Source organism: Alteribacillus iranensis (assembly GCF_900113025.1).
Lineage (GTDB): Bacteria > Bacillota > Bacilli > Bacillales > Marinococcaceae > Alteribacillus_A > Alteribacillus_A iranensis.
Genome location: NZ_FONT01000002.1, coordinates 481,703 through 503,837, shown reverse-complemented (window position 1 = coordinate 503,837; position 22,135 = coordinate 481,703). Strand labels below are relative to the sequence as shown.

Sequence of the window (22,135 nt, the reverse complement as noted above, 5' to 3'; positions counted from 1 at the left end):
ACACAACATAGAAAAAGGGTGCGCATACGACAGAGATGTCCGGGCTGCAGATTTTTTATGAGGCAGCGTGCAGACATAGTAAGAAATCACTGGTTTCCCCTTCGGTACATTCCCGGTAAGATGAGGGGAGGGGGAGATGAACGTGAAACATGTGTCCGTGGTGCTCATCATTTTTGTTTTGCTTGGATTGCCGGGGCTCATCGACTTATATCATGTCGGGGGGTATTACCTCGGGGTCTTTCTAATCATGCCGTACTTCTTCTACAGGCTGAGGTGGGAGGACGCCTACCAACGACGAGCCCGCAGAAAATGGGGGAAACTAAGAAATCGAGGTCGCTCTGCTCTCATATGGAGAGAGGGGCTGCAGTCGTTCGTAATATTTCTTGTTATTATCCTTTTTTCTCAATATGTGGGAAATGGACGCTCGCCGTGGGAGATCGCTAGCAGTCTCTCGACGGGACAGCTCCTTGCCGTTTGCTTGCTCCTGTTGTGTTTCAGTGGGTTCACAGGGGTGGCCCGCTGGTATGAGAAAGAGAAAACATTTCATCATTCGTAGGGGGGATACGTTGGAACGCTTACTAGTAAAAACGGGGATATACGGATTTATCGTCTCTCTTGCTCTAGGTATTTTATTTATCGATACCACCGGGACAAGGCAGCAGCGCGGAGGGTATACCTTCTACGAAAAAGACGGAATGGAATACATACTGGACCTGCTTCGTTTTTCGATTAAGATAACCATCGTTTGTATGATCGTCGCTCTTTTTTACACATGGTATCGGAAAAGGAATCGGGAGAAATGAAGGAGGAGTGAGCCATGGCCGCATTAAAATCTGGTCTCGCTTGGGTGACAGGTGTTGTGATCACGATGATTCTCATTAGTCTTTGGCAAGGGGAAGACGTAAGATGGGGACAAACGATTGCGATGAGTACGGGCGGCTTCCTCACCTTTCTGGTGATAGGCGCCATTAGAAAAACGAATCGTGACGACAAGAATTGATAGGGGGACGGCATGGAAGAAAAGCGTGTGTCATGGAAAGAAATAATTTTTGAAGATCGAAAATATAGTATAACAAAAAAAGCGCTCGTCCTCTTATTTGTGCTAACCACGTGGTTGGTCCAAATGTCGGAGATGAAAGAGTGGATAGGGATTACGCTCGTATTCTCCGCCACGGTGTTGGGTGTGATCTATTCGATCAGCAAACTATTTCTCTATCCTGCCGCCAAACGATACAAAGATATATTGCTTGTGATTGCATTTATAGGACTATTCTGCTGGGGGCTATTTACATTTTACTTGTAGAAAAAGCGCCAACACAGACAAGGCAGAAATATCTACCTTGCCCGTACCCTCCCGTTTACCATTTCTTATAAGGTAAAAACTTACCGTCCATCGTGACAATAACCCGGTCGCCATTCGGGTCTTCCTTTTTCTCGACATCCATTGTAAAGTCAATGGCGCTCATAATGCCGTCGCCAAATTCCTCGTGGATGATTTCTTTTAACGTCGTGCCGTACACTTGTGTGATTTCGTGGAATCGATAGATTAACGGGTCCACGGGAACGTCCTTGTCAATGGACCCTTTCGTTGGTATTGATGTAAGATAGGAAACAATTTCGTCTTCTTGGAGGTCCAGGGTTTTGGTTAAAACATTCGCCTCTTCCTCATCCATTGAGGCCTGGCCTTGGATCGCAGCAGCCACCCATACTTTGTTTCGGCCCACCTTCTGTCCGAGCTCCTCGTAGGAGAATCCTTTTTCTTGTTTCGCGTATAGGATTCTTTCTTTGCATCGTGCCTCATCCATTCTGCACAGTCCTCCTTTGTTGAATTATACAAATTTTCAAATAGTAAATGTCATCTTAACCATAGCACACGTTCCTTATTTTTACATCTTCTTTCCCTGGCGAACTTAGGAAAAAGGTAAAAAAAGCATCATACTTGTCCAGAGGGGTACATATAGTGTAACGAACTCCCCATCACAAGCACCTCCAACGATGAAAAAGTTGGGGGTGCTTTATTTGTAATTTAATCAGCCAGAACAATTAGGATTCATTGTCGGCAATGTATTCCAATAAGTCTCCTGGTTGACAATCGAGTGCTTGACAAAGCGCGTTTAAGGTAGAGAAGCGTATCGCTTTTCCTTTCTCGTTTTTCAGGACGGACAAGTTCGCAGGGGTAATACCGACGATTTCCGATAATTCATTTAGTGACATTTTCCTCTCAGCCAGCTTCACATCTAATTTTACACGTATCATATGGGACGCTCCTATATCGTTTGTCGATTTTCTTCAACGGCTTTTACAGCAACGTTTAGAGCTGAAGCAAGAAGAATAAGAAATACTCCCGCCACCACCGTATCAATGTAGAAGAGGTTAGGAATGGTGAGAAAGGCATTAGTGATAGCCAGTTCACGAATGGCTTGGGATACCATCATCCCGTCGATGTAATGAGCCGCTGAACCGAGAATCAAAATAATGAAACCAAGCTTGTAAAAAATCGATACATTCTCAAACATAAATAAGCTGTTTCGATAGATGTTGCGTAGTAATTTATGTAAGTACCATGCGACAAGTGCGGCAAGAATCATAACCGTTATGTTACTTACGAAAGAAAGAGCGATAAACGAATCTTTCGCATAAAGAGCCGGTTGATCGGTGAAACGTACATCCAGTGAGCCGAATATCGGTTCAAACCGCCCAAATGTAGAAGCGAGAGCGCTGTCCGGAAACCATAACCGGGAAGCGTGCTCTAATGTGGTGAATAAGCCTAAGAGTCCTACAAAATAGACAAAAATAAGCGATATCCACGATCCAATGTAAAAAATAGTAGGTGATTTCATAGCAGGATTCCAACCTTTCTTGTATGTGATTACAACTACACTGTAGCACAATTCACATTTGTTATTCAATAACTTTTTATCGATTATCGATAAAAATGTAATGAAAAAGATGAAAGGGAGAGTTGGGAGGGATCCGCGTTCAACTAGAGAATCTTTTCAAATAGAAGCATGTCCGCATAAAGAACGAACTCTGATCATAGGTTGAAGTAGTGAAACAAGGGAGGGAGTAACATGCAATTTTACTATGGCTCGCAAATGCCGTTGAGAATATTGGATGAAGCGGAATTTTGGAAGCAGCAAGAGGAAGAACATACCGTAGTGATTCGAGAATTGGTGACAGGGTTGGAAAAAGTGTATGTCGATGCGCTCAATACGTGGGAAAAAGCGCTCGGGGAAACACATCAGCGTATCGTTCGGTTTATTGAATCCGTGATTCGGTCGAACTATACGATATCCCCGTCTTTGGAAAAGGATGTGTTAGACCTCGTTGCCTTCTGTCTGCAGCAGAGTGAGGATTTTATCGAGCTCTGCCAGCAAATCAAAAATCAAAGCAGCGCTGTCAGCGGAAATCCGACTGCGAAAGTGGTACTGGATCATATCATAAGGGAATCCGAGTATTTCATTGGCATTGCCCAAACAATTTTGTATCAAAAGGGGCAGATGTAACAAGCAAAGATTAATCAAAAAAGGTACCTCATGCTGAAAACAGCGGGGTACCTTTTTTATGATGAAAAGGGAAGAAGGCGCCATCGGTTCGAGGTCGCTTCAGGCAACTGGCAGAAGCCAAAAAGCGGCTGCTGCCAGCGGCTTTCCAGCACTTGGCGCTCGTGAGCAAGGCGCCCGCGCTTTTGTTCGTTTAGGATGCTGCCATCTCACGGCACACTTTGGCACAACGGTGGCATGCTTCTGCGCAGTCTTGGCAATGTTTCTCGTTATGTTTGGCGCATTCGTCGCCGCAAGCCTGGCAAATATCCGCACACAACCTGCAGATCTCTTTCGCAAAAGGGCTGTTGCTTTGCATCGCTTTCGCAGCGAAAGCACAAGCATCTGCACATTCTCGGTTCAGGCGAATGCACGTGGCCATCATTGTGACGTCCTCTTCTTTTAAACATTCATCAAAGCACAGGTTACACTGTTCCATGCAGTTCAGACATTCTTTGATGCATTCTTCGTATGTCACCACTATCATCCTTTCTTCGCGAAGTGTAGAAGGTCGTACAAAAGAAGATGAGTGTGAATCTTCCATTGTCTCCTTTAACAGTTACCCTGTCATCTTCTTGTCTCAAACATAGAATGGACGGGCTGCCACAGGAAACGGCTCCAACCTGCAGGAGGCTGAAGCCGTGTATTATTTAAACATGCATTTGTCATCGATGCATTAGGACGCTTTCACCCAATACGCCGCATCATTGCTGGATGGGTCTGGAGGGAAACGTTCTCCTTTTTCCAAGTCAATTGTTGTGTTTTCTTCTGGAGTGCCTTCATTTACTAATTCGCTCACTTCATACTTTCCACTTTGTGGGGCTTCTTCGCCTGTTTTAAAACGATTTTGTGCCATGATAGAACACCTCCATGATGATTGGTTCACTGTTCTCCTTCCACCTCATCCCTTTTCGTAAACTTTTTTCTCGTTATTCTTTTTTCACCGCATAAAAAAATGTTGCTTCTCCCGGCGCTTTGACTCCGCCTGCTCCCGTGAGCGAAACACCCCGTATTTCATCATAAAAAAGCTGCTCGTAAAAGAGAGAAACATCGCGAGTCCTTTTGCGATATTTTGCGAAAGAAAAGCAGGGATTGGGAGGTACGCTTGTTCAGAAAACAAATGCAAGATGGCGATGAAAACGAAATTGTTGACGAGCCAAGCGATGATGGCCTGTAAGAGAAAAAGGGATTTTTCTTTCCAACCGAAGTCTGAAAACCGATAAAACGTAAACCGTGCATTCCAATAGTAGCTGTTCGCAATGGCAAGAAAATAGGCAATGGAATTAAAAAAGAAGAGCGATGTATTATCCGTGGTCGGCCATATCCAAAGAAGCAGATTTAGCACCCCGATGTCGATGATGGCATTCAAGACACCGATCGAACTAAACTGAAACACTTGCTTTTTCACATTGGTATCCCCCTCGGGAAGTTAGGAAAGTGTATGTGTTGTCGTGTTCAAGATGTAGCGCCTGACCCTAGCGCTCCTGAGCAAGGCGCTTGCGTTTTTGTTCTATGTACCCCCGCATGTTCCTCCTTACTCTCTTTTTTGTGGGAAGAACAAGGGTAAGGAGCAACAGAAAAAGCGGTTGCTTCCATAAAGTATAGGGGGGCGGGCCCAGCCTGTCTATTCCTGTCACAAACATGTCACGGTCGGTTCACCTAGGTGCTCTCAGGAAGTTCCAATGATTGGATAAAGGAGAAGCGTTTTTTGTCCACATACTTGGGGAAGAAAGAGAATTAGCGCCATCTATCAGGTCGAAAAACGCAAACCATGAAAGAGGTAAAGGAGAGAGGAAGCTATTGAGAACGCTGGATCGATTTCCATCATTGTTTTTATTATATCAGCGGTCGTATCCGCACTGTCTGTTATCAGACTATCGAAATATGCGGATATTATAAGTAAAGAAACAAAAATGGGCGGCCTGTTAGCAGGTACGATTCTTCTTGCTACGGCTACATCCTTACCGGAACTGACCATTACCGTATCCGCAGGGCTTATTGGGAACGCGGATATCGCGGTGGGGAATGGACTGGGAAGCATTTTATTTAACATTTTTATATTGTTCGTGTTGGATATTTACTTTCGGAGTCAACGCTTGTTTCTTCGTGTAAAACATGACCATATCTATACGGGGATGATTGCGCTTATCCTCTGTATTCTCACTGTCATTGGACTGAGTGTCCATGTTTCGGTGTCATTGTTTACTATGAGTCTCACGAGTATAGCGATTGTCGTGACGTATATTGCAGGTATGCGATTTGTATCAAAAAAGCAACAAGAAAACATAGAACCTTCTTCGGACAGCGAAAACCCAACGAAGCAAAGCGAAAAGAAGATAAGTGTACAACGAGCAGTGATAGGGTTTTTTCTGTTTTCGATTCTTATTTTCTTTTTCGGAAGTGTGTTGTCGATATCGGGGGATGTGATGGCCGACACGACTGGAATCAGCGCTACTACGGTTGGAAGCATTTTTGCATCATTAGCTACGTCCATCCCTGATGCGATGAGCGTGTTCATGTCCTTGAAGCTCGCCAACGTGAATATGGCAATTGGAACGATTTTAGGAAGCAACGTGTTTAATCTTTTAGTGATTGCGATAGCGGATCTCGTCTACGTAAACGGAAGCATATGGCTCGATACGAGTGATGAATTAATGTATGTGTCTCTCGTGGGGATCATATTGACGATAATGGTGATGGTCATCATCAAACGGGATCATACGCGGAACAGATTCACGTACCTCTTTCCGTCGATCATCGCGGTCACCAGTTATGTAGCGGTCGTGAGCTTCCTTTTTTTAGGGTAATCACTCGACGAACGAGGCTGGGACAAAACTAGAATAGTCAACTCTAAAGACGAACGATCACATGTTGGAGGAGTCACCCGTTTCATAAACGCAGTGTATCAGCGTAGTCAAAATACGTAGACTCCAGCGGGAACAGCACGAGCTGAAGATCCCGCAGGAAAGGCGTTTTCGCTTTCCGAGGAAGCTGAAGCCGTGCCCGCGGAAAGCGAAGTATTTTGACAAAGCGACAACATAAGTTGTTCGGATTTATCTTTCATTTAAATACTTTTGTCCCAACCTCTTTGGTCTTTTTTTCACGAGGAAACACCGGTTTTCGCTGGATAAATACATATGGAGAGGGGACCCTAACGGTTGACATTACCATTAGGATGATTTATTATTACCTTGAATTCAAGATAATTGAACGAAGGATAGGGTGACCATGAGTCAATCACGCCATAACAACGAAGATCTTTCACTTAAATCTCTAGTTGTTCTTTCTCGTGCCCAACATGCGGTCGAAGAGAAAATTAGAGAAGACATCCGCACGCATGGATTGAACCCGACGGAATTTGCGGTGCTCGAGCTTTTGTATCACAAGGGAGATCAGCCGATTCAACGAATTGGTGAGAAAATATTGTTGTCGAGCGGCAGCATTACGTATGTGGTAGACAAGCTCGAACAGAAACATTATTTAGAGCGAAGACGTTGTCCGAAAGATCGGAGAGTCATTTACGCAAGCATAACCGAAAAAGGATCCGAGCTGATGGATGATATTTTCCCGAAGCACCAGAAAGCTGTACAAGGAATGTTTAATGTGCTGGAAGAAGAGGAAAAGCAAACATTGATAACATTATTAAAAAAAGTCGGCTTTTCGTTGAAGGACTAGGTAAGTCAGCTTTTTCATCATGGGAAAGCTGCTTCCCCCCCCAAACAACAAAGATAAATTTTTTTAAAATAATATCTCGAATTAAAGATAAATGAAAGAAAAATAACTGGAAAGACAGGTGCCAACCATGGCTAAAGCAACTGCAGGGATTCACCATATTACGGCGATTGTTGGGGACCCTCAAGAGAATCTTGATTTTTACACCGAAGTGTTAGGACTCCGGCTTGTGAAACAAACCGTCAATTTTGATGACCCGGGAACGTACCATTTTTATTTTGGAAATGAAGAGGGAGAGCCTGGGACGATCATGACCGTCTTCCCGTGGGCCGGTGCTCCGCAGGGACGAATAGGAACCGGGCAAGTTGGAATCACGTCTTTCGTCGTCCCGGAGCATGCCTTGGATTATTGGGAAGCGCGATTACGAGACTTCGATGTTGAGGTGACAAAAGAAACACGGTTTCAAGAAGACTTTCTTCAATTTGATGATCCCCATGGCCTACGTTTAGAAATCGTCGCAAGAGAAGATGGCAATCCTAGCACGTGGGAAAGCAACGGGGTGACATCGGAGCATGCGATTAAAGGTTTCGGCGGAGCCGTGTTATGTACCGCAGCTCCTTACAAAACAGCAGAGCTGCTGGAGCGCGGTATGGGTTTCAAGAAAGAAGGGCAGGAGAACGATTATTTACGCTTCCGCTCCTCGGGCGCCTTTGGAAATGTCATCGATATCAAGCTGAGCGCAAGTCCCCGCGGCGAAATGGGCGTGGGTACGGTTCACCATATCGCATTTCGTACGGAAGACGGGGAAGATCAGCTGGAGTGGGGAAAGCATTTATCCGATCAAGGATACTTCCCGACAGAAATAAAAGATAGAGATTATTTTACTTCGATTTATTTCCGGGAGCACGGAGGATTATTGTTTGAAATGGCAACAGATCCGCCCGGCTTCACACGAGACGAGCCGTTAGAAACTCTCGGTGAAACACTGAAATTGCCGGAATGGCTGGAAGTTCACCGTACACGGATCGAAGGCATGCTGCGACCGGTGACGGTTCGAAATAGAAAGGAAGGAAACGAATGAAGCATATTTTTCAACAAGGGAAAAACGATACAACCTTTCTTCTTTTGCACGGAACAGGAGGAACAGAGACAGACTTAGTGCCTCTCGCAGGCATGATCGACGGTTCCGCTTCCGTGTTAGGGGTCCGAGGAAATGTGAGCGAAAATGGGATGCCCCGCTTTTTTAGAAGGCTCGCAGAAGGGGTATTTGATGAAGAAGATCTCATTCATCGTACCGAAGAACTGCATCACTTTCTCGATGACGCCGCGCAGGAGCATGGATTTGATCGTCAGAATGTCGTGGCTGTTGGCTATTCGAATGGAGCGAATATCGCAGCGAGCTTATTGTTCCATTATGAGAATGCGCTGAAAGGAGCTATCCTTTTTCATCCCATGGTTCCACGACGAGGCATCGAATTGCCAGATATAACAGGTCTTCCCGTCTTCATCGGCGCCGGGACGAATGATCCGATCTGTAAGCCGGAAGAGACAGAAGAATTAGCTGATTTCCTTCAGAAGGCCGGGGCATCCGTAGAAGTGCACTGGGAACATCACGGCCATCAACTGACGAGAAATGAAATCGAGAAAGCCGCCGAATGGTACAACCAAATAGGGTAACACGTTCCATGGTTATCCTAATAAAGGAGGTGTGTCGAACACGTCAGACGAGGAAATGGCCACAAGAAACGAATAAGAAAATAAATGCGGTGGTGTAGCAAATGGGTATTTTTGACTTCTTAAAAAAAGATAAAACCAAACAAGGGAGCGATCAACCAATGGAAAACGTAAAATTAGCAGTGATTTATTATAGTTCAACAGGAACCAACTACCAAATGGCACAATGGGCAAAAGAAGGCGCTGAAGCAGCAGGAGCGGACGTGAAGCTCATGCGTGTCGAAGAGCTTGCGCCAGAAGCAGCCATCGAGTCCAACCCAGCTTGGAAAGAACACATCAACGCAACCAAAGACGTGCCAGTCGCAACAAACGACGATCTCGAGTGGGCCGACGCGATCATCTTCAGCGCGCCAACTCGTTTCGGGAACATCCCTGCTCAAATGAAACAGTTCTTAGATACAACAGGCGGACTTTGGGCTAACGGAAAACTCATCAACAAAGTAGTGAGCGGTATGTCTTCCGCAAGCAACCCGCATGGCGGACAAGAAGCTACGGTTCAAGCTCTTTACACGACGATGATGCACTGGGGCGCGATCATTGTACCTCCAGGATATTCAGATGCGGTACAATTTTCTTCCGGCGGAAATCCATACGGCGTCAGTGTCACTGTAGACCAGGAAGGCAACATGCAAGAAGACGTGCAAGAAGCAGTGAAGCACCAAGCGAAGCGTACGGTGTCTGTCGCTTCTTGGGTGAAGCAAGGACAACAATAATACAGAGCGTCAGTTAGCAAAGGTGGGGAGAAGATCCTCACCTTTTTTTAGTGTCGTCCTATGGTTCAGAGTGGAAGGGTTGGTTCATGAGACATGAAAGATAAGGATTCAAAGGAAAGGTGGTCTCATGAAAGCAAATCCAGGGTTCATGGAGCAAGAAAATAGAAAACACCAAAGAAATTATGTTCCATGGAAGGTTCATAGGACAAGTATCAGGCGGAAAGTAAGTAATTCCTGCTCTATGAAGCTGTCATGAGACAAGAAAAACAAGGATTCCAAGGACTTTTCGTCTCATGAAAGGGAAAAACAATGTTCATGGAGCATCAATGGATAGAAAATCAAAGAATATTTGCTTTATGGAAGGTTCATAGGACAAGAAATATAAGAATCTATCAAAAATATTGTCTCATGACCCGGGGAGTTTCTCTTTCTCCCACACTTCGTTACGTAGACAAAGGAATACAATTGTTCAAGGTCGTCATTGGGGTTCAATAGTGACGTTGAAACTGAACAATATAGAAGGAAGGTCAACAAAGCGAAGCAACAGACCAAGGTGGATGCCCTAAGGCTGAGCAGAAAGGAAACCAAGGTCAGTAACCGGAGTGGGTGGTGCCCTTGAAAAGGAGAAGAAAGCTTCCAAGGTCATCATTGGGGTTCAATAGTGACGTTGAGATTGGAAAATAAAGAGGGAAGGTCAACAGAGCGAAGCAACAGACCAAGGTGATGCCCTAAGGCTGAGCAGAAAGGAAACCAAGGTCAGTAACCGGAGCGGATGAAGCCCTTGAAAAGGAGAAGAAGGATTCCAAGGTCATCATTGGGGTTCAATAGTGACGTTGAAACTGAAAAATATAGAAGGAAGGTCAACAAAGCGAAGCAACGGACCAAGGTGGATGCCCTAAGCACGCGAAGAAAGCAGACCAAGGTCAGTAAGCACAGTGGGTGGTGCCCTTGAAAAGGAGAAGAAAGATTCTAAGGTCGTTAACCGGCATCCATAGTGACGTCAAACTTAAAAAATATAGAAGGAAGGTCAACAAATGCAGCAGGGGACGATGTGTCTCGAATCCGAGTCCCTTACTTTGTCGAATCAAATAAAAAGCGGACCAGCTTCAGGGGCTTCCCTTACTGATCCGCTTTTCTTTTATTAAGAAGGAATGTGTTCTTTTGGTTCAGAAGCTTCTATGTCTTCGATTCCTTCTTCTCCGCGGAACTCGCGCAAGGCTTTATCAAAGCGGTCGACAACATGCTGGTCACGCGGCGCGGTAGCATAGCTGACACCGATGAACAAGACGGTATTAATCGCAAGTCCCCACATCGCAGGATCGAGACCAAGTGGACTCACTAGCGCTGGAATAAAAGTAAACGCAATGATAAAGACAAGGCTTCCAATCAAGCCGGCCATGGCACCGCTTGCCGTTCCGCGTTTCCAGAAAAGTGCGCCAATGACAGGAACAATGAGCTGCGCCGTTCCACCAAAGGCAATCAACCCAACGGTGACAAGCAATCCAGGCGCAAACAAAGCCAAGAAGTATGCTAACACCGAAAACGCCAATAGGAAATAACGACCGACTTGGATCAGCTTCGATTGGGGAGCTTCCGGATTTCGGTACCGTTGATAAAAGTCTTTCGTCATGACGGTGGACACCGCATGAATCTGGCTGTTCGCCGTAGACATGGCGGCTGAAGCTCCGCCGGCAAGGACGATTGCTCCGATGACAAACGGGGCGTAGTCGAGCAGCATGAGCGGCAAGATCTGATCTGGATTTTCGACTCCAGGCATAACGAGAACGCCTGTCCAGCTGACAAATAAGGATCCAATGTACGTGATCGCCACAAGTGAAATTAAAAACGGCATTAAATTAAAAAGCTGTCCGTTTTTGACGGAATACATACGCAGCCAAATCTGTGGTCCCATAATCGCACCAATAGCTGTCACAAAGCAAAGAGAAATCCAAGTCGCATACCCCGAAGAACCTTCTGGACCAGGGAGCGTCATGTGATTCGGATGGGACTCTTGCATTTGGCTGAACATAGACGCCGGTCCGCCTACAACGTTTGCAATATAAAACCCGACGAATAAGAGACCGAAAAATAACAATGCGCCATAAATAATATCGGTCCATGCGACAGCGCGAATTCCGCCAACCCACACGTATGTAATAATGACGACGTAAAAAATAAGAGCAGCAAGCCAGAAAGGAATCACACCGCCGGACGCCACTTCAATTAAATATGCGCCCCCGGTTAATTGAATCTGCAAGTAAGGAATCGTAAAAACAATAACGATAAGGCCAACGAGAATACGAACTTTTTCACTGTTATAAAAATCACCTAACAAATCAGACGGGGTCACATAGTTAAACTTTTTCCCTAAAAACCAGACACGTTTTCCGACTACAAAATATAAAAAACCAAATAAAATGTTCCATGCAAATGCGGTTAAATACACCGGCCCTTCAGTGTAAAACGAGGCGTTGGAGCCGAGAAAGGCGAAAGCACTCCACCAAGTGGCGGCAACGGTGAAAAACGCTGCGACCGATCCCATGCCGCGTCCTTGAATGAAATAGTCGTCACTCGTATTTTGAGATTTCCCAGCGGCATAAAATCCGACCACAAGCGGAATGACCATAAATAATACGATAATGAGAACGCCCATCGTCATGATGCATCACTCTCCTGTTTGGACTTCGGTTTTCCCCAGTTCATTTTGTGAGCAATGAAGAATAAGATGGTACAAAACGCCCACCAAAATAAAATCCAAGCTACTAAAAAAGGAAAGCCGAAAATGAAAGGTTCGACTCGATTTGCAGCTAAGAGGAGCGGACTTTCCATCATAATCAACCCGAAAATAGAAGCAGCAAAAAGAAAGATACGGGTATTGTTTCTATTCTTCACAATAGACACTCCTTTCTGAAAATTAATTGGGTAAAAAAGTAAGTTATTAAATATGATAATATAAAGTTAATAATTGTCAAATGAATTTTAATATTTTATCAAAATGCGCACGAAATAATAAGTTGTTTTTCTCATTGAGTGAATTTATTTTTACAAAAGAGACTGTGTCGAATGGTCTGGATTCAAATAAGGAAAAAAATAAAAGGAATTCGGGAGGAGTATCCCGAATGTCCTTTTATAGTAGATCATCTCATTACTTTTTAGCTCGAAAACTCTCTTCCACAAAGTCGATCCATTCTCTCGTGGCGTGAGATTGATAGCTGTTTTTTCGCCAAATGAGAGCGAGATCCCACGTGAGGGCCGGGTCTGTAACTTCAATAACCCCGACCTCGGTCATGTCCATTTTTTCACAGAGTGTTTCAGGAACAAATGCCACACCAAGATTTTTCTTAGCCATTTCAACGAGAAAATCCCACTGCGTGCTTTCATGGATAACAGTCGGTTCGAAACCGGCCTCAATGCATCCTTCGCGAACCCGGTCATATAAAGAAAAGCCTTGCTGGAACATAAGGAAGCGTTCATGACGAAGCTCTTTCATCGTGATCTTTTTTTCCTTTGCTAGCGGATGATCGGGGGCAACGATGAGAAGTAAATGTTTTTGAATGAGAGGGCGAACATCAAACAGGTCCGACGCGACGGGAAGAATCGCGACGCCTACATCAATATTACCTTCCAGCAAAGATGCTTCCATGATTTTTGCCCCTTCCTCAATGATTTGCATGTCGGTATCTGGGTAAGTCGCACGGAAGTCCGCGATCACATCGGGAAACAAGGTCGAACCGATGACCGGGGGGAGTCCAAAGAGGAAGCTTCCTTTTCGTCGCTGAATCAAATCATCTGCTGCTTTCTTCATATCATCTGCCGCCCGAATCACTTGTTGGGCATGGATCAACATCATTTTTCCTTCGTCGGTGATTCGCAAGTGGCGAGTCGATCGGTCAAACAAGCGGATGCCCAATTCTTCTTCAAGCTGATGAATGACTTTACTTAACGAAGGTTGAGAAACATGCAACGTTTGACTTGCTTTCGAGAAGCTTTTTTCCTTTTCTATTTCTAGAAAATATTCCAGTTGTTTCAAATTCATAGCGGTCACCTTTTATTCTATTTTGGAATAAATATATAATATTTATCTATTTTACTTATGTAAGCGTTTTTAGTAAAGTGGAAAGTAACAAAACGTCGTAAGGGGGTTTTTTCATGTCAAAGGTGTCTACGTCATTTGAAGAGAGTGTTCGCAAAATTAAAGATGGGGATACGCTCATCGTTGGTGGTTTCGGGTTATCGGGTATCCCGGAGAATCTCATTCAAGCATTGGCAGAACAAGGCACAAAAGATCTCACAGTAGTCAGTAACAACTGCGGGGTGGACGACTGGGGATTAGGTCTGTTGCTTCAAAATCGGCAAATTAAAAAAATGATTGCATCGTACGTTGGGGAAAACAAAACGTTTGAGTCCCAGTACTTGAATGGGGAATTGGAAGTAGAACTCGTACCACAGGGAACGCTTGCGGAGAGGATTCGCGCTGGCGGTGCTGGTATTCGCGGTTTTTATACGCCAACGGGAGTCGGAACCCCTATTGCGGAAGGCAAGGAGCATAAAGAATTTGACGGGAAAACATGCATTTTGGAAGAAGCCATTGTAGGGGATGTGGCTCTTGTAAAAGCATGGAAAGGGGATTCTTACGGAAATTTGATATACCGCTACACCGCACGCAACTTTAACCCGTTAGCAGCCGCAGCCGGTGAGCATACCATTGCGGAAGTGGAAGAGATCGTTGAGCCAGGGGAGTTAGACCCGAACTTTATCCATACGCCGAGCATTTACGTACAGAATATTTTGAAAGGCGATCACTTCGAAAAACGAATAGAGAGAAGAACCGTCCGCCAAGCGCAATAAGAAAAGCGTAAGTGCCCTGGCTTGCACAGGACGTGCTGACTTCTGCTTTGACTTACGCAGGAGATGCATTGCTGCACTTTTAGCAGAAGAATCGCTATGCACCAAAGAATAAAAATATATCGTCTAACAGCTATAAATACATGAGGAGGGATCGGTATGAGCAATTCGCGTGAAAAAATCATTTCCCGTGCGGTAAAAGAAATTGAAGATGGCATGAATGTGAACTTAGGGATTGGGATGCCGACACTGATTGCGGACCGGATACCGGAAACGAAAAGTGTGTTTCTCCATTCGGAAAACGGACTACTCGGAATAGGTCCTTACCCGGTAGAAGGAGAGGAAGACGGTGATCTCATCAATGCCGGAAAAGAAACGGTGACAACGAAAAAAGGGGCGTCTTTCTTTGATAACGCCGAGTCTTTCGCGATGATCCGCGGCGGGCATGTGGACCTCGCCATTCTCGGCGGCATGGAAGTTTCTGAGAAAGGCGACTTAGCAAACTGGATGATTCCCGGAAAAATGGTAAAAGGCATGGGAGGCGCGATGGATATCGTACAAGGCGCCCGAAAAGTGGTTATCATTATGAATCACGTGAACAAACACGGTCAGTCGAAAGTACGCTCCGAATGTGAACTTCCATTAACAGGATCACAAGTCGTCGATCGACTGATCACAGATATGGCGGTGTTTGATTTTACAGAGAACGGCATGGTTCTTCGTGAAATTTTAGATGGCTCGGATATCGAAACGGTTCGCCAAAACACGGAAGCTTCGTTTACCGTGGATGAATCACTCCGAAAGAAGGAGGGATCTCAGTGAGGGAAGAGGGTATTGTCTTAGCCGGCGCGGTCCGGACCCCGATCGGAACGTTCCGTGGGGCTTTCAATAACGTGTCCGCCGTCGACCTCGGAAAAGCAGCTATTTCATCCGCACTTGAGCGAGCGGGAATCCAGCCAGACCAAGTGGATGAAGTCATTATGGGAAATGTTCTTCAAGCCGGATTAGGGCAGAACCCGGCTCGCCAGGCAGCTCTCCAAGCCGGCCTTCCCGAAGGCGTTCCATCGATGACGATAAATAAAGTGTGCGGATCGGGCTTAAAAGCCGTTCACTTGGCAACGCAAGCAATAAAAGCAGGAGATGCGGAAATCATTGTTGCGGGCGGCATGGAAAATATGAGTCAGGCTCCTTATCTTGTAAAAGGCGCTCGCGATGGTTTTGGCATGGGGAACCAAAAGCTGGTCGACAGCATGATCGATGATGGCCTGACGTGCGCGATGGAAAATTATCACATGGGAATTACGGCGGAAAACTTAAATGAGGAGTACGGCATTACCCGTGATGAACAAGACGCGTTCGCTGCTGCGAGCCAAGAAAAAGCGGCTCAAGCCCAGGAAAAAGGGCTGTTTGAGGAAGAAATCATCCCGATTGACGTCCCGCAGCGAAAAGGGGATCCGGTCAGAGTAGACCAAGACGAAGGAATCCGTTCCGGCACGACTGCTGAGAAGCTCGGCAAATTACGCCCGGCCTTTAAGAAAGAAGGAAGCGTCACGGCAGGAAATGCATCCGGCATTAATGACGGCGCCGCTGCCTTGATTGTGATGAGTGAAAGAAAAGCAGAAGAACTAGGAATCACGCCGCTTGCTCGAATTCGTATGAATGCGAACGCCGCCGTTCAGCCACGTATTATGGGCATTGGGCCGGTATCCGCAACACAGCGAGCATTAGAGCGGGCTGGGTTGACGGTTGATGATCTTGACTTGATTGAGGCAAATGAAGCCTTTGCCGCGCAGTCCCTTGCCGTTCAGCGGGAATTGAAATTTCCTGAAGATCGCTTAAATGTCAATGGAGGGGCGATTGCCCTCGGTCATCCAATCGGTGCCAGTGGTGCTCGCGTTCTCATCACCCTTCTTTATGAAATGAAACGTCGAAACAGCAAAACAGGATTAGCTACGCTATGTATTGGCGGCGGTCAAGGTGTGGCTACCATTGTAGAACGTATATAGATAGAAGGAAGCCATTTTAAACGGCTTCCTTTTCCTGTGTAAAAAATCAAAATTACATAACAGAAATTTCAGAAAACAGGTTGACGCGAAGGAACATAAGTTCTATACTGAATCTAAAGTAAGCACTTGTTCCTTGCTAATAGAATAGACTGTTAAGCTCCAGGCCGTTATATGTCTCAATACGCCCCTGGAGCTTCTTTTACACTTGGGACACGAGGACCAGAGCCGTCTGCCACGTGTATCTTTTGAAGAAGAGTGATAGTTTCTCTTTTTCTCAAAAGTTATAGGTAAATAGGACTAGATGCGACTTTTTTTTTCAAATCAGCACTCCCAACTCTAGGGGGAGCTGTTTTCCGTAAGCAATAAACATTAAAATATTATTAATAATTATGAAAAATCCCTACCCAAAACAGATGAATACGATGTATAATTAAATATTAGGAACTAGTTTTATCATCCTAATAGAGTGAATGACATCATTTTTTATTATTCGACATAGTACCATTTTCACAGTTAAATGGCGCTCTGTTTCATCTGATGGGAGGTGGGGTGGTGACGTTGCGTACAAATATAAAGACGAGGCTTTTTCTTATAATGATAGGGTTCGCTCTTTTTATTTCGATAGGATTGTCGGCAATCGACCAACAACGATTGGAAGAGCAAGCAGTGAAACATAACCAATCCCAAGTACAGCAAACCGAAGAAATGGTGACCTCTTCGCTTCACTCTTTTGAGAAAGCACACTACTTATTTGAAGAAGAAACGGCCTCTAAAATGCAAGAAAACACCTATCGTCTCCTCGATAAATATAAAGACAATCCCCATTTTGACGAATGGGATTTCGAGCAATTAGAACAGCAACTCGGGATGGATATTTACATCCTCGACACGGAGAATGTTATTACTCACAGCAGCTTTCCCGATGACATTGGCTTAGATTTTGAAGCATGCTGCGAGAAGCTCGCGAGCGTTTTAAATGAGAGACGGGAAGCAGGACATTTCTTTCATGACGGCATGGACATCGAGCAAGAGACAGGAGAAGTGAAAAAATACAGTTATATGGCGACTCCGGACAAGCAATACATGATTGAGCTCGGCTATTCAGTGGAAGAAAGTCAGATTTTTGAAGAGTTTAATTTTTTCCGTGTCATGGAAAATTTAGCGGATCAGTATGACTCCATATATGATATCCATGTGTTAAATATAGGAGGCTATTCATTAGGAGAGCCTGTAGATGAGGCCAGGCTATCTCCGGAACGACGAGAGGCTTTTGAAAAAACCTATGCCACGAAACAGCCATCTGAAGTCGAAGAAGAGTGGAAAGGCGAGCCCGCCATTTATCGATATACTCCTTATGAGTCGAAAGTCGACAATGGGACAACGAAAAATAAAGTGTTAGAAATTGTTTACAACAATAATGAGCTGCAATCCGTATTAGAGGAAAATCGCAACAATTTTTACATGACGTTAGTAATTGTATTAACCGTAGCTACCGCATTGGCGCTTCTTATTTCACACTGGATTGCCAAGCCTATGCATATGGCTTTTCACGATAGTTTAACTGGTTTAAAAAACAGAGCGGCGTTTAATGATTTCCTCCGCTCTCAGCTGCGCCAGAAATCACAGGAAACCGCCTTAATCATGGTAGATCTGGATAATTTCAAAGCTGTAAATGATACTTTAGGCCATGATAGAGGCGATGTGCTGCTTAAGCAAATTGCTTTCCATTTGTCTTCGACGATTCGCAAAGGAGACACTCCATTCCGGCTGGGGGGTGATGAATTTATGATCATCATGCCTCACACAAACAGAGAGGAAGCGGAGAGTGCGGCAGCTCGAGTGATTTCTGATATTCAGCATTCGATCGAAACCGATCATAGCCTGTCGATGCTCAATGTTACAGCAAGTGCGGGAATTGCGATTGCGCCGGAGCACGGGAAGGATCCCGACGTGCTCTTTAAAAAAGCAGACAGTGCCTTGTATGCTTCGAAGGAAAAAGGAAAGAATCAGTATCACGTGTACGAGGAGGATGGATATGAAGAAGACGAAACGGGTTGAGAAAAAAATCGAAGAGACACGCCATGAAATGATGGCAGCTTATGAAAAATTCGGCTCCTTCACCGATAAGAGGGTGGTGGCCATCAGCCAGGAACTAGACCAATTAATGAATCAGCAATGCCCGGAAGCTATCGAGAGCTGTCTGGAATAAACCGGCGCATCATCATCCCTAGTATCCATCCATACAAGGAATGACCGATGAGCCACGGGATCAGTGCTTGAATGGAAGTAACAGAAGGCGTCTGTTCCGATAAAACGGTGACCGGAAAATATAAAACACCGATAAGGGTACTGGCCGTTACGATGAAAGGAACGATTCTTTCACGGGACGGCCTCTTTTTTCGTAAAAAACCCGCGAATACAGCAGTGAGACCTATGGAGACCAGGAGATGGAACCCGAACTCGGTAAACTCAGAAAAGTAATAATGTTGAAGGACTGGTATGTAGTCAACGTTAAGCAGTAACGTATATACTTTCACACCCGTCCCCTGCTCTACCGCCTTCAAAAATAAACCAAGTGCTGTTCCAGCTGCTACCCCTGCGCCGATCACTTGTCCCCATAAGCCATACTGTTTTTTCATAACTGCTCCCTTTCTACCTCTCCCCGCGATGGAAAGTGATTTCGAGTTGTCTTGCTTTGCTCTAACTAGTCTCTCTTGCATACGATGCTGAAGTACAAAGCCGATTAGTATGGCAAAAAAGTACGTTGTCATACTAAAAGATTTCCCGTCCAGCCAGCTGTGCTCCGAGTGCGGGTATCAGCATAAAGACGTCAAAGATCTCGCCATCCGTGAATGTACTTCAGAAAAAGTAAAGTACACACTTTTATCAAAGATGAACGAGATAAATAGAGGTTTATTGTGTGAAGTTGTTTTCAACGAAAGGGCAGTTTAATCGAATAAGAATAATCCTTGAATAAAAAAGGGGGATTGTATGCCTTCTCGTTTTAATCCTATTACTTATATCTGGGTGTAGTGAAAAAATATTCAGTATGCTTTAAAAAGATGGTTACTCAACAACTTTAAGAGGAAACGGTGAGACATCCCAAGATTCAATTTCAAAGTCTCTCACCCCATGGACGATGTAGGGGTCTTTCTCAATCAATGCTTGCGTTTCTTCATAAGACTCTGTTTTAAACAATAGATACCCTCCTACCTTGCCTGTAAACAATCCTGCCGTCAGTAAAGTTCCCTCATCATATAGTCTTTTTAGATAATCAATGTGAGGAGTCTTTAAATGTACCCCTTTATCATTGCCTTTTAAAGTATATTTCACTAAGTATAACACCATATGAATCTCCCTCTCTAAAATATTTATTGTTGTATACCAAATATTAACATAATTCAAATAGTTTTTGCCCTATTTAATAAAATCGTGCTGGATTCCTCGATCGTAAATTCAAACAAACATGGAGATTTTATCGATTTCAAAGTATTTGAAGGGCAAGTCATTATTGGTGTGCTAATATCGATCCATTTAGTAGGATACGTATAAAGGCTTGGATTGATGTGATGGTTTCCGAGCGAAGAACAGATAAAATGGAAAAAGAACATAGTAATAGTCTACTAGAAAAATTCAAAGAGAAAAAAAAGAGGTGGTAAAATGATGGAAGAAAAACAGGTTAATTTATCTGTAAACGATGTTCATGAAACAGTTTTTAGACAATGTTTTTCGAGGCTATAATAATGGAAGATTATGTAACTCTTAATAAAGAGATCGATCGTTTAAAAAAAGAAGTGGAATAGCTGAAAAAAGGCTTTAGATAAAAATGATGGTACGAGTAGTTATGACCGTGTTTGTTTGATCTTTCGAGAAAAAATAAATCAAGGAGAAACAAACGTTCTTCAACTAATGGATAATGGGTTGAGGGGGAAGGATGTCTGAAAAACAATAGATGTGGGATCACAAACTATTAGCGATCTAGCAATAGGAGTTCGATTTTGAATGAATATTTTCGATAATAAAGGCCGGTGTCTACATCATCTACTATAGTGAAGAACGAATGATTCTTATCTTCAAAGAGAGAGAAAAAGAACAAAGGGAGAGATCATTTCATGAAAAAATATATTGTGTTTGCAATTAGTTTTCTATGTTTGTTTGCAGCATTTCAAATGGTAACAGGATACTTGTTGACTGTCTTTTATGTTCCGGATATAACGAGTGCTTGGAACCAAGCTGGTCCTTTAACCAATAACACGGTGATCAATGGCGGCACTCCTTCCCTTACATTATTTATTGCATTTTTTGCAGCAACCCTTGCGTATTTAACTTCTAAGCTAATTGTAAAAGATACCCCTAGATGAATCGCCAATTCTTGCGGGTGTAATTTCAGGATACTGCCAACAGAAAAAGTATCTCCTCCAACGATCATTATAATGGTAAGAAGGCATTTCAGTTCATGTGGAGGGATAGGAAGAGTTGAAATACGCCTTAGAAGCCAAACCATCAAGTGATGAGTAGGTTGCAGGTTATCAAGATAGGGAGGCAGCGGATGTATCCGTGGCCCCATTAATCGATCCAATAATTACAGAGTCATCCTCCCTCTATTGAATGTAAAAGAGAGAGGATGACTTTTTTAAAAGATAAATAATATTTACGAGTTGCAGGGTGAAAATCCGTTTGTCGTACGTTTTGCTTCCATTCATTCATTTCCTCATGTTTCTCCTCTATTCATTATCCAGTTCTTCCCAAAACAATTCATCAAGTGTTTTGCCAAGCGTGTGACAGATTGCCAGGCACAGATTAAGAGTGGGGTTGTATTTACCGAGCTCGATAAGTCCGATCGTCTGGCGTGAGACCCCCACACGGTTTGCGAGTTCTGCCTGGGATAAGTCATGCTCGACCCGTGCCATTTTCAGTTTAATGTTTTTCATCGTTATCACCAGAATCATCCGCATCAAGCATTTTGTTTACTGCCTTATCGCTCATTCGTTTGCCTACTTCATTACCAACGACAAGGATAATGACAAAGAATGGCAAATAGATCATCAGTGAGCCGAAAGCGGTTATAAAAAAATATTCTATACTCTGGCCCGGCCCCTCTGCGTATCGCACAGCACTGTTCACACCCATGAAAAGGGCGATACCAAGTCCGAATACAACACTGTAAATTAGGGTTTTCTTTCGCATAGAATGCTTGCTTTTCTGGTCATGCATTTCTACGTCCGCAGAAAAAATACCTAACATCACAGATCGAACTACATAATAGATAGCACCAGCAAGAAGAATAATGAACTCAGTGAACATATGCTCAATAGTCAGATCATACACATAACGTTTCAGTAGAGCCGAGATACCGCATATTATGATGACCAGGATGTAAATTTCTGAGTAAATTTTGTACTTAGTATGAAGGACCCGTTCATCTTGAATCTTTGAGTTTAAAAACCCCATCATGCCTTCCCCCTTTTTGAGCTAACTTCATAGTAATCCATATAATGTCTTTATGCAATATATATTTGTCATTATGTAATGGAAATTAACTAATAAGACATACATACATGTTTTTATGGATAGGCATCACCCAATTATTTGGTGTAGGATATCAAAAGGTGGAAGGGAAGGA

General features: G+C 44.1%; 29 protein-coding genes. 16 read left to right on the top strand and 13 right to left on the bottom strand.

Going from position 1 to position 22,135, the window contains the following annotated elements:
- The first annotated feature begins 142 nt into the window (after positions 1-142).
- The 4 genes from BM095_RS06395 to BM095_RS06380 are packed head-to-tail and all read left to right on the top strand — an operon-like array spanning position 143 to position 1,303.
- Complete coding sequence (locus BM095_RS06395) at positions 143-556, top strand: hypothetical protein (RefSeq protein WP_218151613.1); 414 nt, start codon at positions 143-145, stop codon at positions 554-556.
- A 10-nt stretch (positions 557-566) separates the two neighbouring features.
- Positions 567-803 carry a hypothetical protein gene (locus BM095_RS06390; RefSeq protein WP_091659086.1) on the top strand — a complete coding sequence of 79 codons (237 nt, stop codon included), beginning with the start codon at positions 567-569 and terminating at the stop codon, positions 801-803.
- 14 nt (positions 804-817) lie between these two features.
- Positions 818-1,000 carry a hypothetical protein gene (locus BM095_RS06385; RefSeq protein ID WP_091659083.1) on the top strand — a complete coding sequence of 61 codons (183 nt, stop codon included), beginning with the start codon at positions 818-820 and terminating at the stop codon, positions 998-1,000.
- 12 nt (positions 1,001-1,012) lie between these two features.
- Positions 1,013-1,303: a hypothetical protein gene (locus BM095_RS06380; RefSeq protein WP_091659081.1), complete on the top strand. Its 291-nt coding sequence runs from the start codon at positions 1,013-1,015 to the stop codon at positions 1,301-1,303.
- 55 nt (positions 1,304-1,358) lie between these two features.
- On the opposite strand, the gene cynS is transcribed toward BM095_RS06380, so the two are convergent.
- The 3 genes from cynS to BM095_RS06365 all read right to left on the bottom strand — a co-directional run bounded on the left by cynS (position 1,359) and on the right by BM095_RS06365 (position 2,840).
- Positions 1,359-1,805 carry a cyanase gene (gene cynS, locus BM095_RS06375; RefSeq protein ID WP_091659078.1) on the bottom strand — a complete coding sequence of 149 codons (447 nt, stop codon included), beginning with the start codon at positions 1,803-1,805 and terminating at the stop codon, positions 1,359-1,361.
- Between the two features lie 238 nt (positions 1,806-2,043).
- The gene (locus tag BM095_RS06370) at positions 2,044-2,256 is read right to left on the bottom strand and encodes a helix-turn-helix domain-containing protein (RefSeq protein WP_091659075.1); all 213 of its coding nucleotides are present in this window, start codon (positions 2,254-2,256) and stop codon (positions 2,044-2,046) included.
- Positions 2,257-2,267: 11 nt separating this feature from the next.
- Positions 2,268-2,840: a DUF2975 domain-containing protein gene (locus tag BM095_RS06365; RefSeq protein WP_091659072.1), complete on the bottom strand. Its 573-nt coding sequence runs from the start codon at positions 2,838-2,840 to the stop codon at positions 2,268-2,270.
- A gap of 231 nt (positions 2,841-3,071) precedes the next feature.
- On the opposite strand from BM095_RS06365, the gene BM095_RS06360 reads away from it, so the two are divergent.
- Positions 3,072-3,506 carry a DUF2935 domain-containing protein gene (locus tag BM095_RS06360; protein WP_091659069.1) on the top strand — a complete coding sequence of 145 codons (435 nt, stop codon included), beginning with the start codon at positions 3,072-3,074 and terminating at the stop codon, positions 3,504-3,506.
- Between the two features lie 190 nt (positions 3,507-3,696).
- Here BM095_RS06360 and BM095_RS06355 read toward each other — a convergent pair whose 3' ends face one another.
- The 3 genes from BM095_RS06355 to BM095_RS06345 form a co-directional block, all read right to left on the bottom strand.
- Positions 3,697-4,029 (bottom strand): four-helix bundle copper-binding protein, encoded by a 333-nt coding sequence (locus tag BM095_RS06355; RefSeq protein WP_091659819.1) that lies wholly within the window; start codon positions 4,027-4,029, stop codon positions 3,697-3,699.
- Positions 4,030-4,218: 189 nt separating this feature from the next.
- Entirely contained in the window at positions 4,219-4,398 is a 180-nt protein-coding gene (locus BM095_RS06350) for a YjzC family protein (protein ID WP_091659067.1), read from the bottom strand.
- 84 nt (positions 4,399-4,482) lie between these two features.
- Entirely contained in the window at positions 4,483-4,950 is a 468-nt protein-coding gene (locus tag BM095_RS06345; protein ID WP_091659063.1) for a GtrA family protein, read from the bottom strand.
- Between the two features lie 391 nt (positions 4,951-5,341).
- On the opposite strand from BM095_RS06345, the gene BM095_RS06335 reads away from it, so the two are divergent.
- From BM095_RS06335 to wrbA, 5 genes are all read left to right on the top strand, one after another.
- Positions 5,342-6,349, top strand: coding sequence for a sodium:calcium antiporter (locus BM095_RS06335; RefSeq protein ID WP_322787600.1), 1,008 nt, complete (start codon positions 5,342-5,344; stop codon positions 6,347-6,349).
- A gap of 421 nt (positions 6,350-6,770) precedes the next feature.
- Positions 6,771-7,217, top strand: coding sequence for a MarR family winged helix-turn-helix transcriptional regulator (locus BM095_RS06330; protein ID WP_091659055.1), 447 nt, complete (start codon positions 6,771-6,773; stop codon positions 7,215-7,217).
- Positions 7,218-7,344: 127 nt separating this feature from the next.
- Positions 7,345-8,295, top strand: a complete 951-nt coding sequence (locus BM095_RS06325; protein ID WP_091659052.1) for a ring-cleaving dioxygenase — start codon at positions 7,345-7,347, stop codon at positions 8,293-8,295.
- The gene (locus tag BM095_RS06320) at positions 8,292-8,891 is read left to right on the top strand and encodes an alpha/beta hydrolase (protein ID WP_091659050.1); all 600 of its coding nucleotides are present in this window, start codon (positions 8,292-8,294) and stop codon (positions 8,889-8,891) included. Before BM095_RS06325 ends, BM095_RS06320 begins: the two co-directional genes overlap by 4 nt.
- A gap of 101 nt (positions 8,892-8,992) precedes the next feature.
- Positions 8,993-9,661, top strand: a complete 669-nt coding sequence (gene wrbA, locus BM095_RS06315) for an NAD(P)H:quinone oxidoreductase (RefSeq protein ID WP_245757832.1) — start codon at positions 8,993-8,995, stop codon at positions 9,659-9,661.
- A gap of 1,141 nt (positions 9,662-10,802) precedes the next feature.
- Here wrbA and BM095_RS06310 read toward each other — a convergent pair.
- The 3 genes from BM095_RS06310 to BM095_RS06300 form a co-directional block, all read right to left on the bottom strand.
- On the bottom strand, positions 10,803-12,320 hold the full coding sequence (locus BM095_RS06310; RefSeq protein WP_091659047.1) for a sodium:solute symporter family protein: 1,518 nt from the start codon (positions 12,318-12,320) through the stop codon (positions 10,803-10,805).
- Positions 12,317-12,553: a DUF3311 domain-containing protein gene (locus BM095_RS06305; RefSeq protein WP_245757831.1), complete on the bottom strand. Its 237-nt coding sequence runs from the start codon at positions 12,551-12,553 to the stop codon at positions 12,317-12,319. Before BM095_RS06305 ends, BM095_RS06310 begins: the two co-directional genes overlap by 4 nt.
- A gap of 253 nt (positions 12,554-12,806) precedes the next feature.
- Positions 12,807-13,697, bottom strand: a complete 891-nt coding sequence (locus BM095_RS06300) for a LysR substrate-binding domain-containing protein (protein WP_091659045.1) — start codon at positions 13,695-13,697, stop codon at positions 12,807-12,809.
- Positions 13,698-13,810: 113 nt separating this feature from the next.
- Here BM095_RS06300 and BM095_RS06295 point away from each other — a divergent pair, with 113 nt between their 5' ends.
- From BM095_RS06295 to BM095_RS06275, 5 genes are all read left to right on the top strand, one after another.
- On the top strand, positions 13,811-14,509 hold the full coding sequence (locus BM095_RS06295; protein ID WP_091659042.1) for a CoA transferase subunit A: 699 nt from the start codon (positions 13,811-13,813) through the stop codon (positions 14,507-14,509).
- A gap of 156 nt (positions 14,510-14,665) precedes the next feature.
- Complete coding sequence (locus BM095_RS06290; RefSeq protein ID WP_091659039.1) at positions 14,666-15,328, top strand: 3-oxoacid CoA-transferase subunit B; 663 nt, start codon at positions 14,666-14,668, stop codon at positions 15,326-15,328.
- Positions 15,319-16,512: an acetyl-CoA C-acetyltransferase gene (locus BM095_RS06285; protein ID WP_091659036.1), complete on the top strand. Its 1,194-nt coding sequence runs from the start codon at positions 15,319-15,321 to the stop codon at positions 16,510-16,512. The genes BM095_RS06290 and BM095_RS06285 overlap by 10 nt, the downstream gene beginning before the upstream one ends.
- A 552-nt stretch (positions 16,513-17,064) precedes the next feature.
- Positions 17,065-18,570 carry a GGDEF domain-containing protein gene (locus BM095_RS06280; RefSeq protein WP_177194721.1) on the top strand — a complete coding sequence of 502 codons (1,506 nt, stop codon included), beginning with the start codon at positions 17,065-17,067 and terminating at the stop codon, positions 18,568-18,570.
- Positions 18,548-18,721: an aspartyl-phosphate phosphatase Spo0E family protein gene (locus BM095_RS06275; RefSeq protein ID WP_177194720.1), complete on the top strand. Its 174-nt coding sequence runs from the start codon at positions 18,548-18,550 to the stop codon at positions 18,719-18,721. Before BM095_RS06280 ends, BM095_RS06275 begins: the two co-directional genes overlap by 23 nt.
- On the opposite strand, the gene BM095_RS06270 is transcribed toward BM095_RS06275, so the two are convergent.
- Positions 18,699-19,283, bottom strand: coding sequence for a hypothetical protein (locus tag BM095_RS06270; protein ID WP_091659029.1), 585 nt, complete (start codon positions 19,281-19,283; stop codon positions 18,699-18,701). The genes BM095_RS06275 and BM095_RS06270 overlap by 23 nt on opposite strands.
- Positions 19,284-19,578: 295 nt before the next feature.
- Positions 19,579-19,857, bottom strand: a complete 279-nt coding sequence (locus BM095_RS06265; protein ID WP_218151612.1) for a YciI family protein — start codon at positions 19,855-19,857, stop codon at positions 19,579-19,581.
- Positions 19,858-20,624: 767 nt separating this feature from the next.
- Between BM095_RS06265 and BM095_RS06260 the strand changes: the two genes are divergently transcribed.
- Positions 20,625-20,873, top strand: a complete 249-nt coding sequence (locus BM095_RS06260) for a hypothetical protein (RefSeq protein ID WP_091659024.1) — start codon at positions 20,625-20,627, stop codon at positions 20,871-20,873.
- Between the two features lie 363 nt (positions 20,874-21,236).
- On the opposite strand, the gene BM095_RS06255 is transcribed toward BM095_RS06260, so the two are convergent.
- Positions 21,237-21,443, bottom strand: coding sequence for a helix-turn-helix transcriptional regulator (locus tag BM095_RS06255; RefSeq protein WP_091659021.1), 207 nt, complete (start codon positions 21,441-21,443; stop codon positions 21,237-21,239).
- Positions 21,430-21,963 (bottom strand): DUF6773 family protein, encoded by a 534-nt coding sequence (locus tag BM095_RS06250; protein WP_091659018.1) that lies wholly within the window; start codon positions 21,961-21,963, stop codon positions 21,430-21,432. Before BM095_RS06250 ends, BM095_RS06255 begins: the two co-directional genes overlap by 14 nt.
- Between the last annotated feature and the right edge of the window lie 172 nt (positions 21,964-22,135).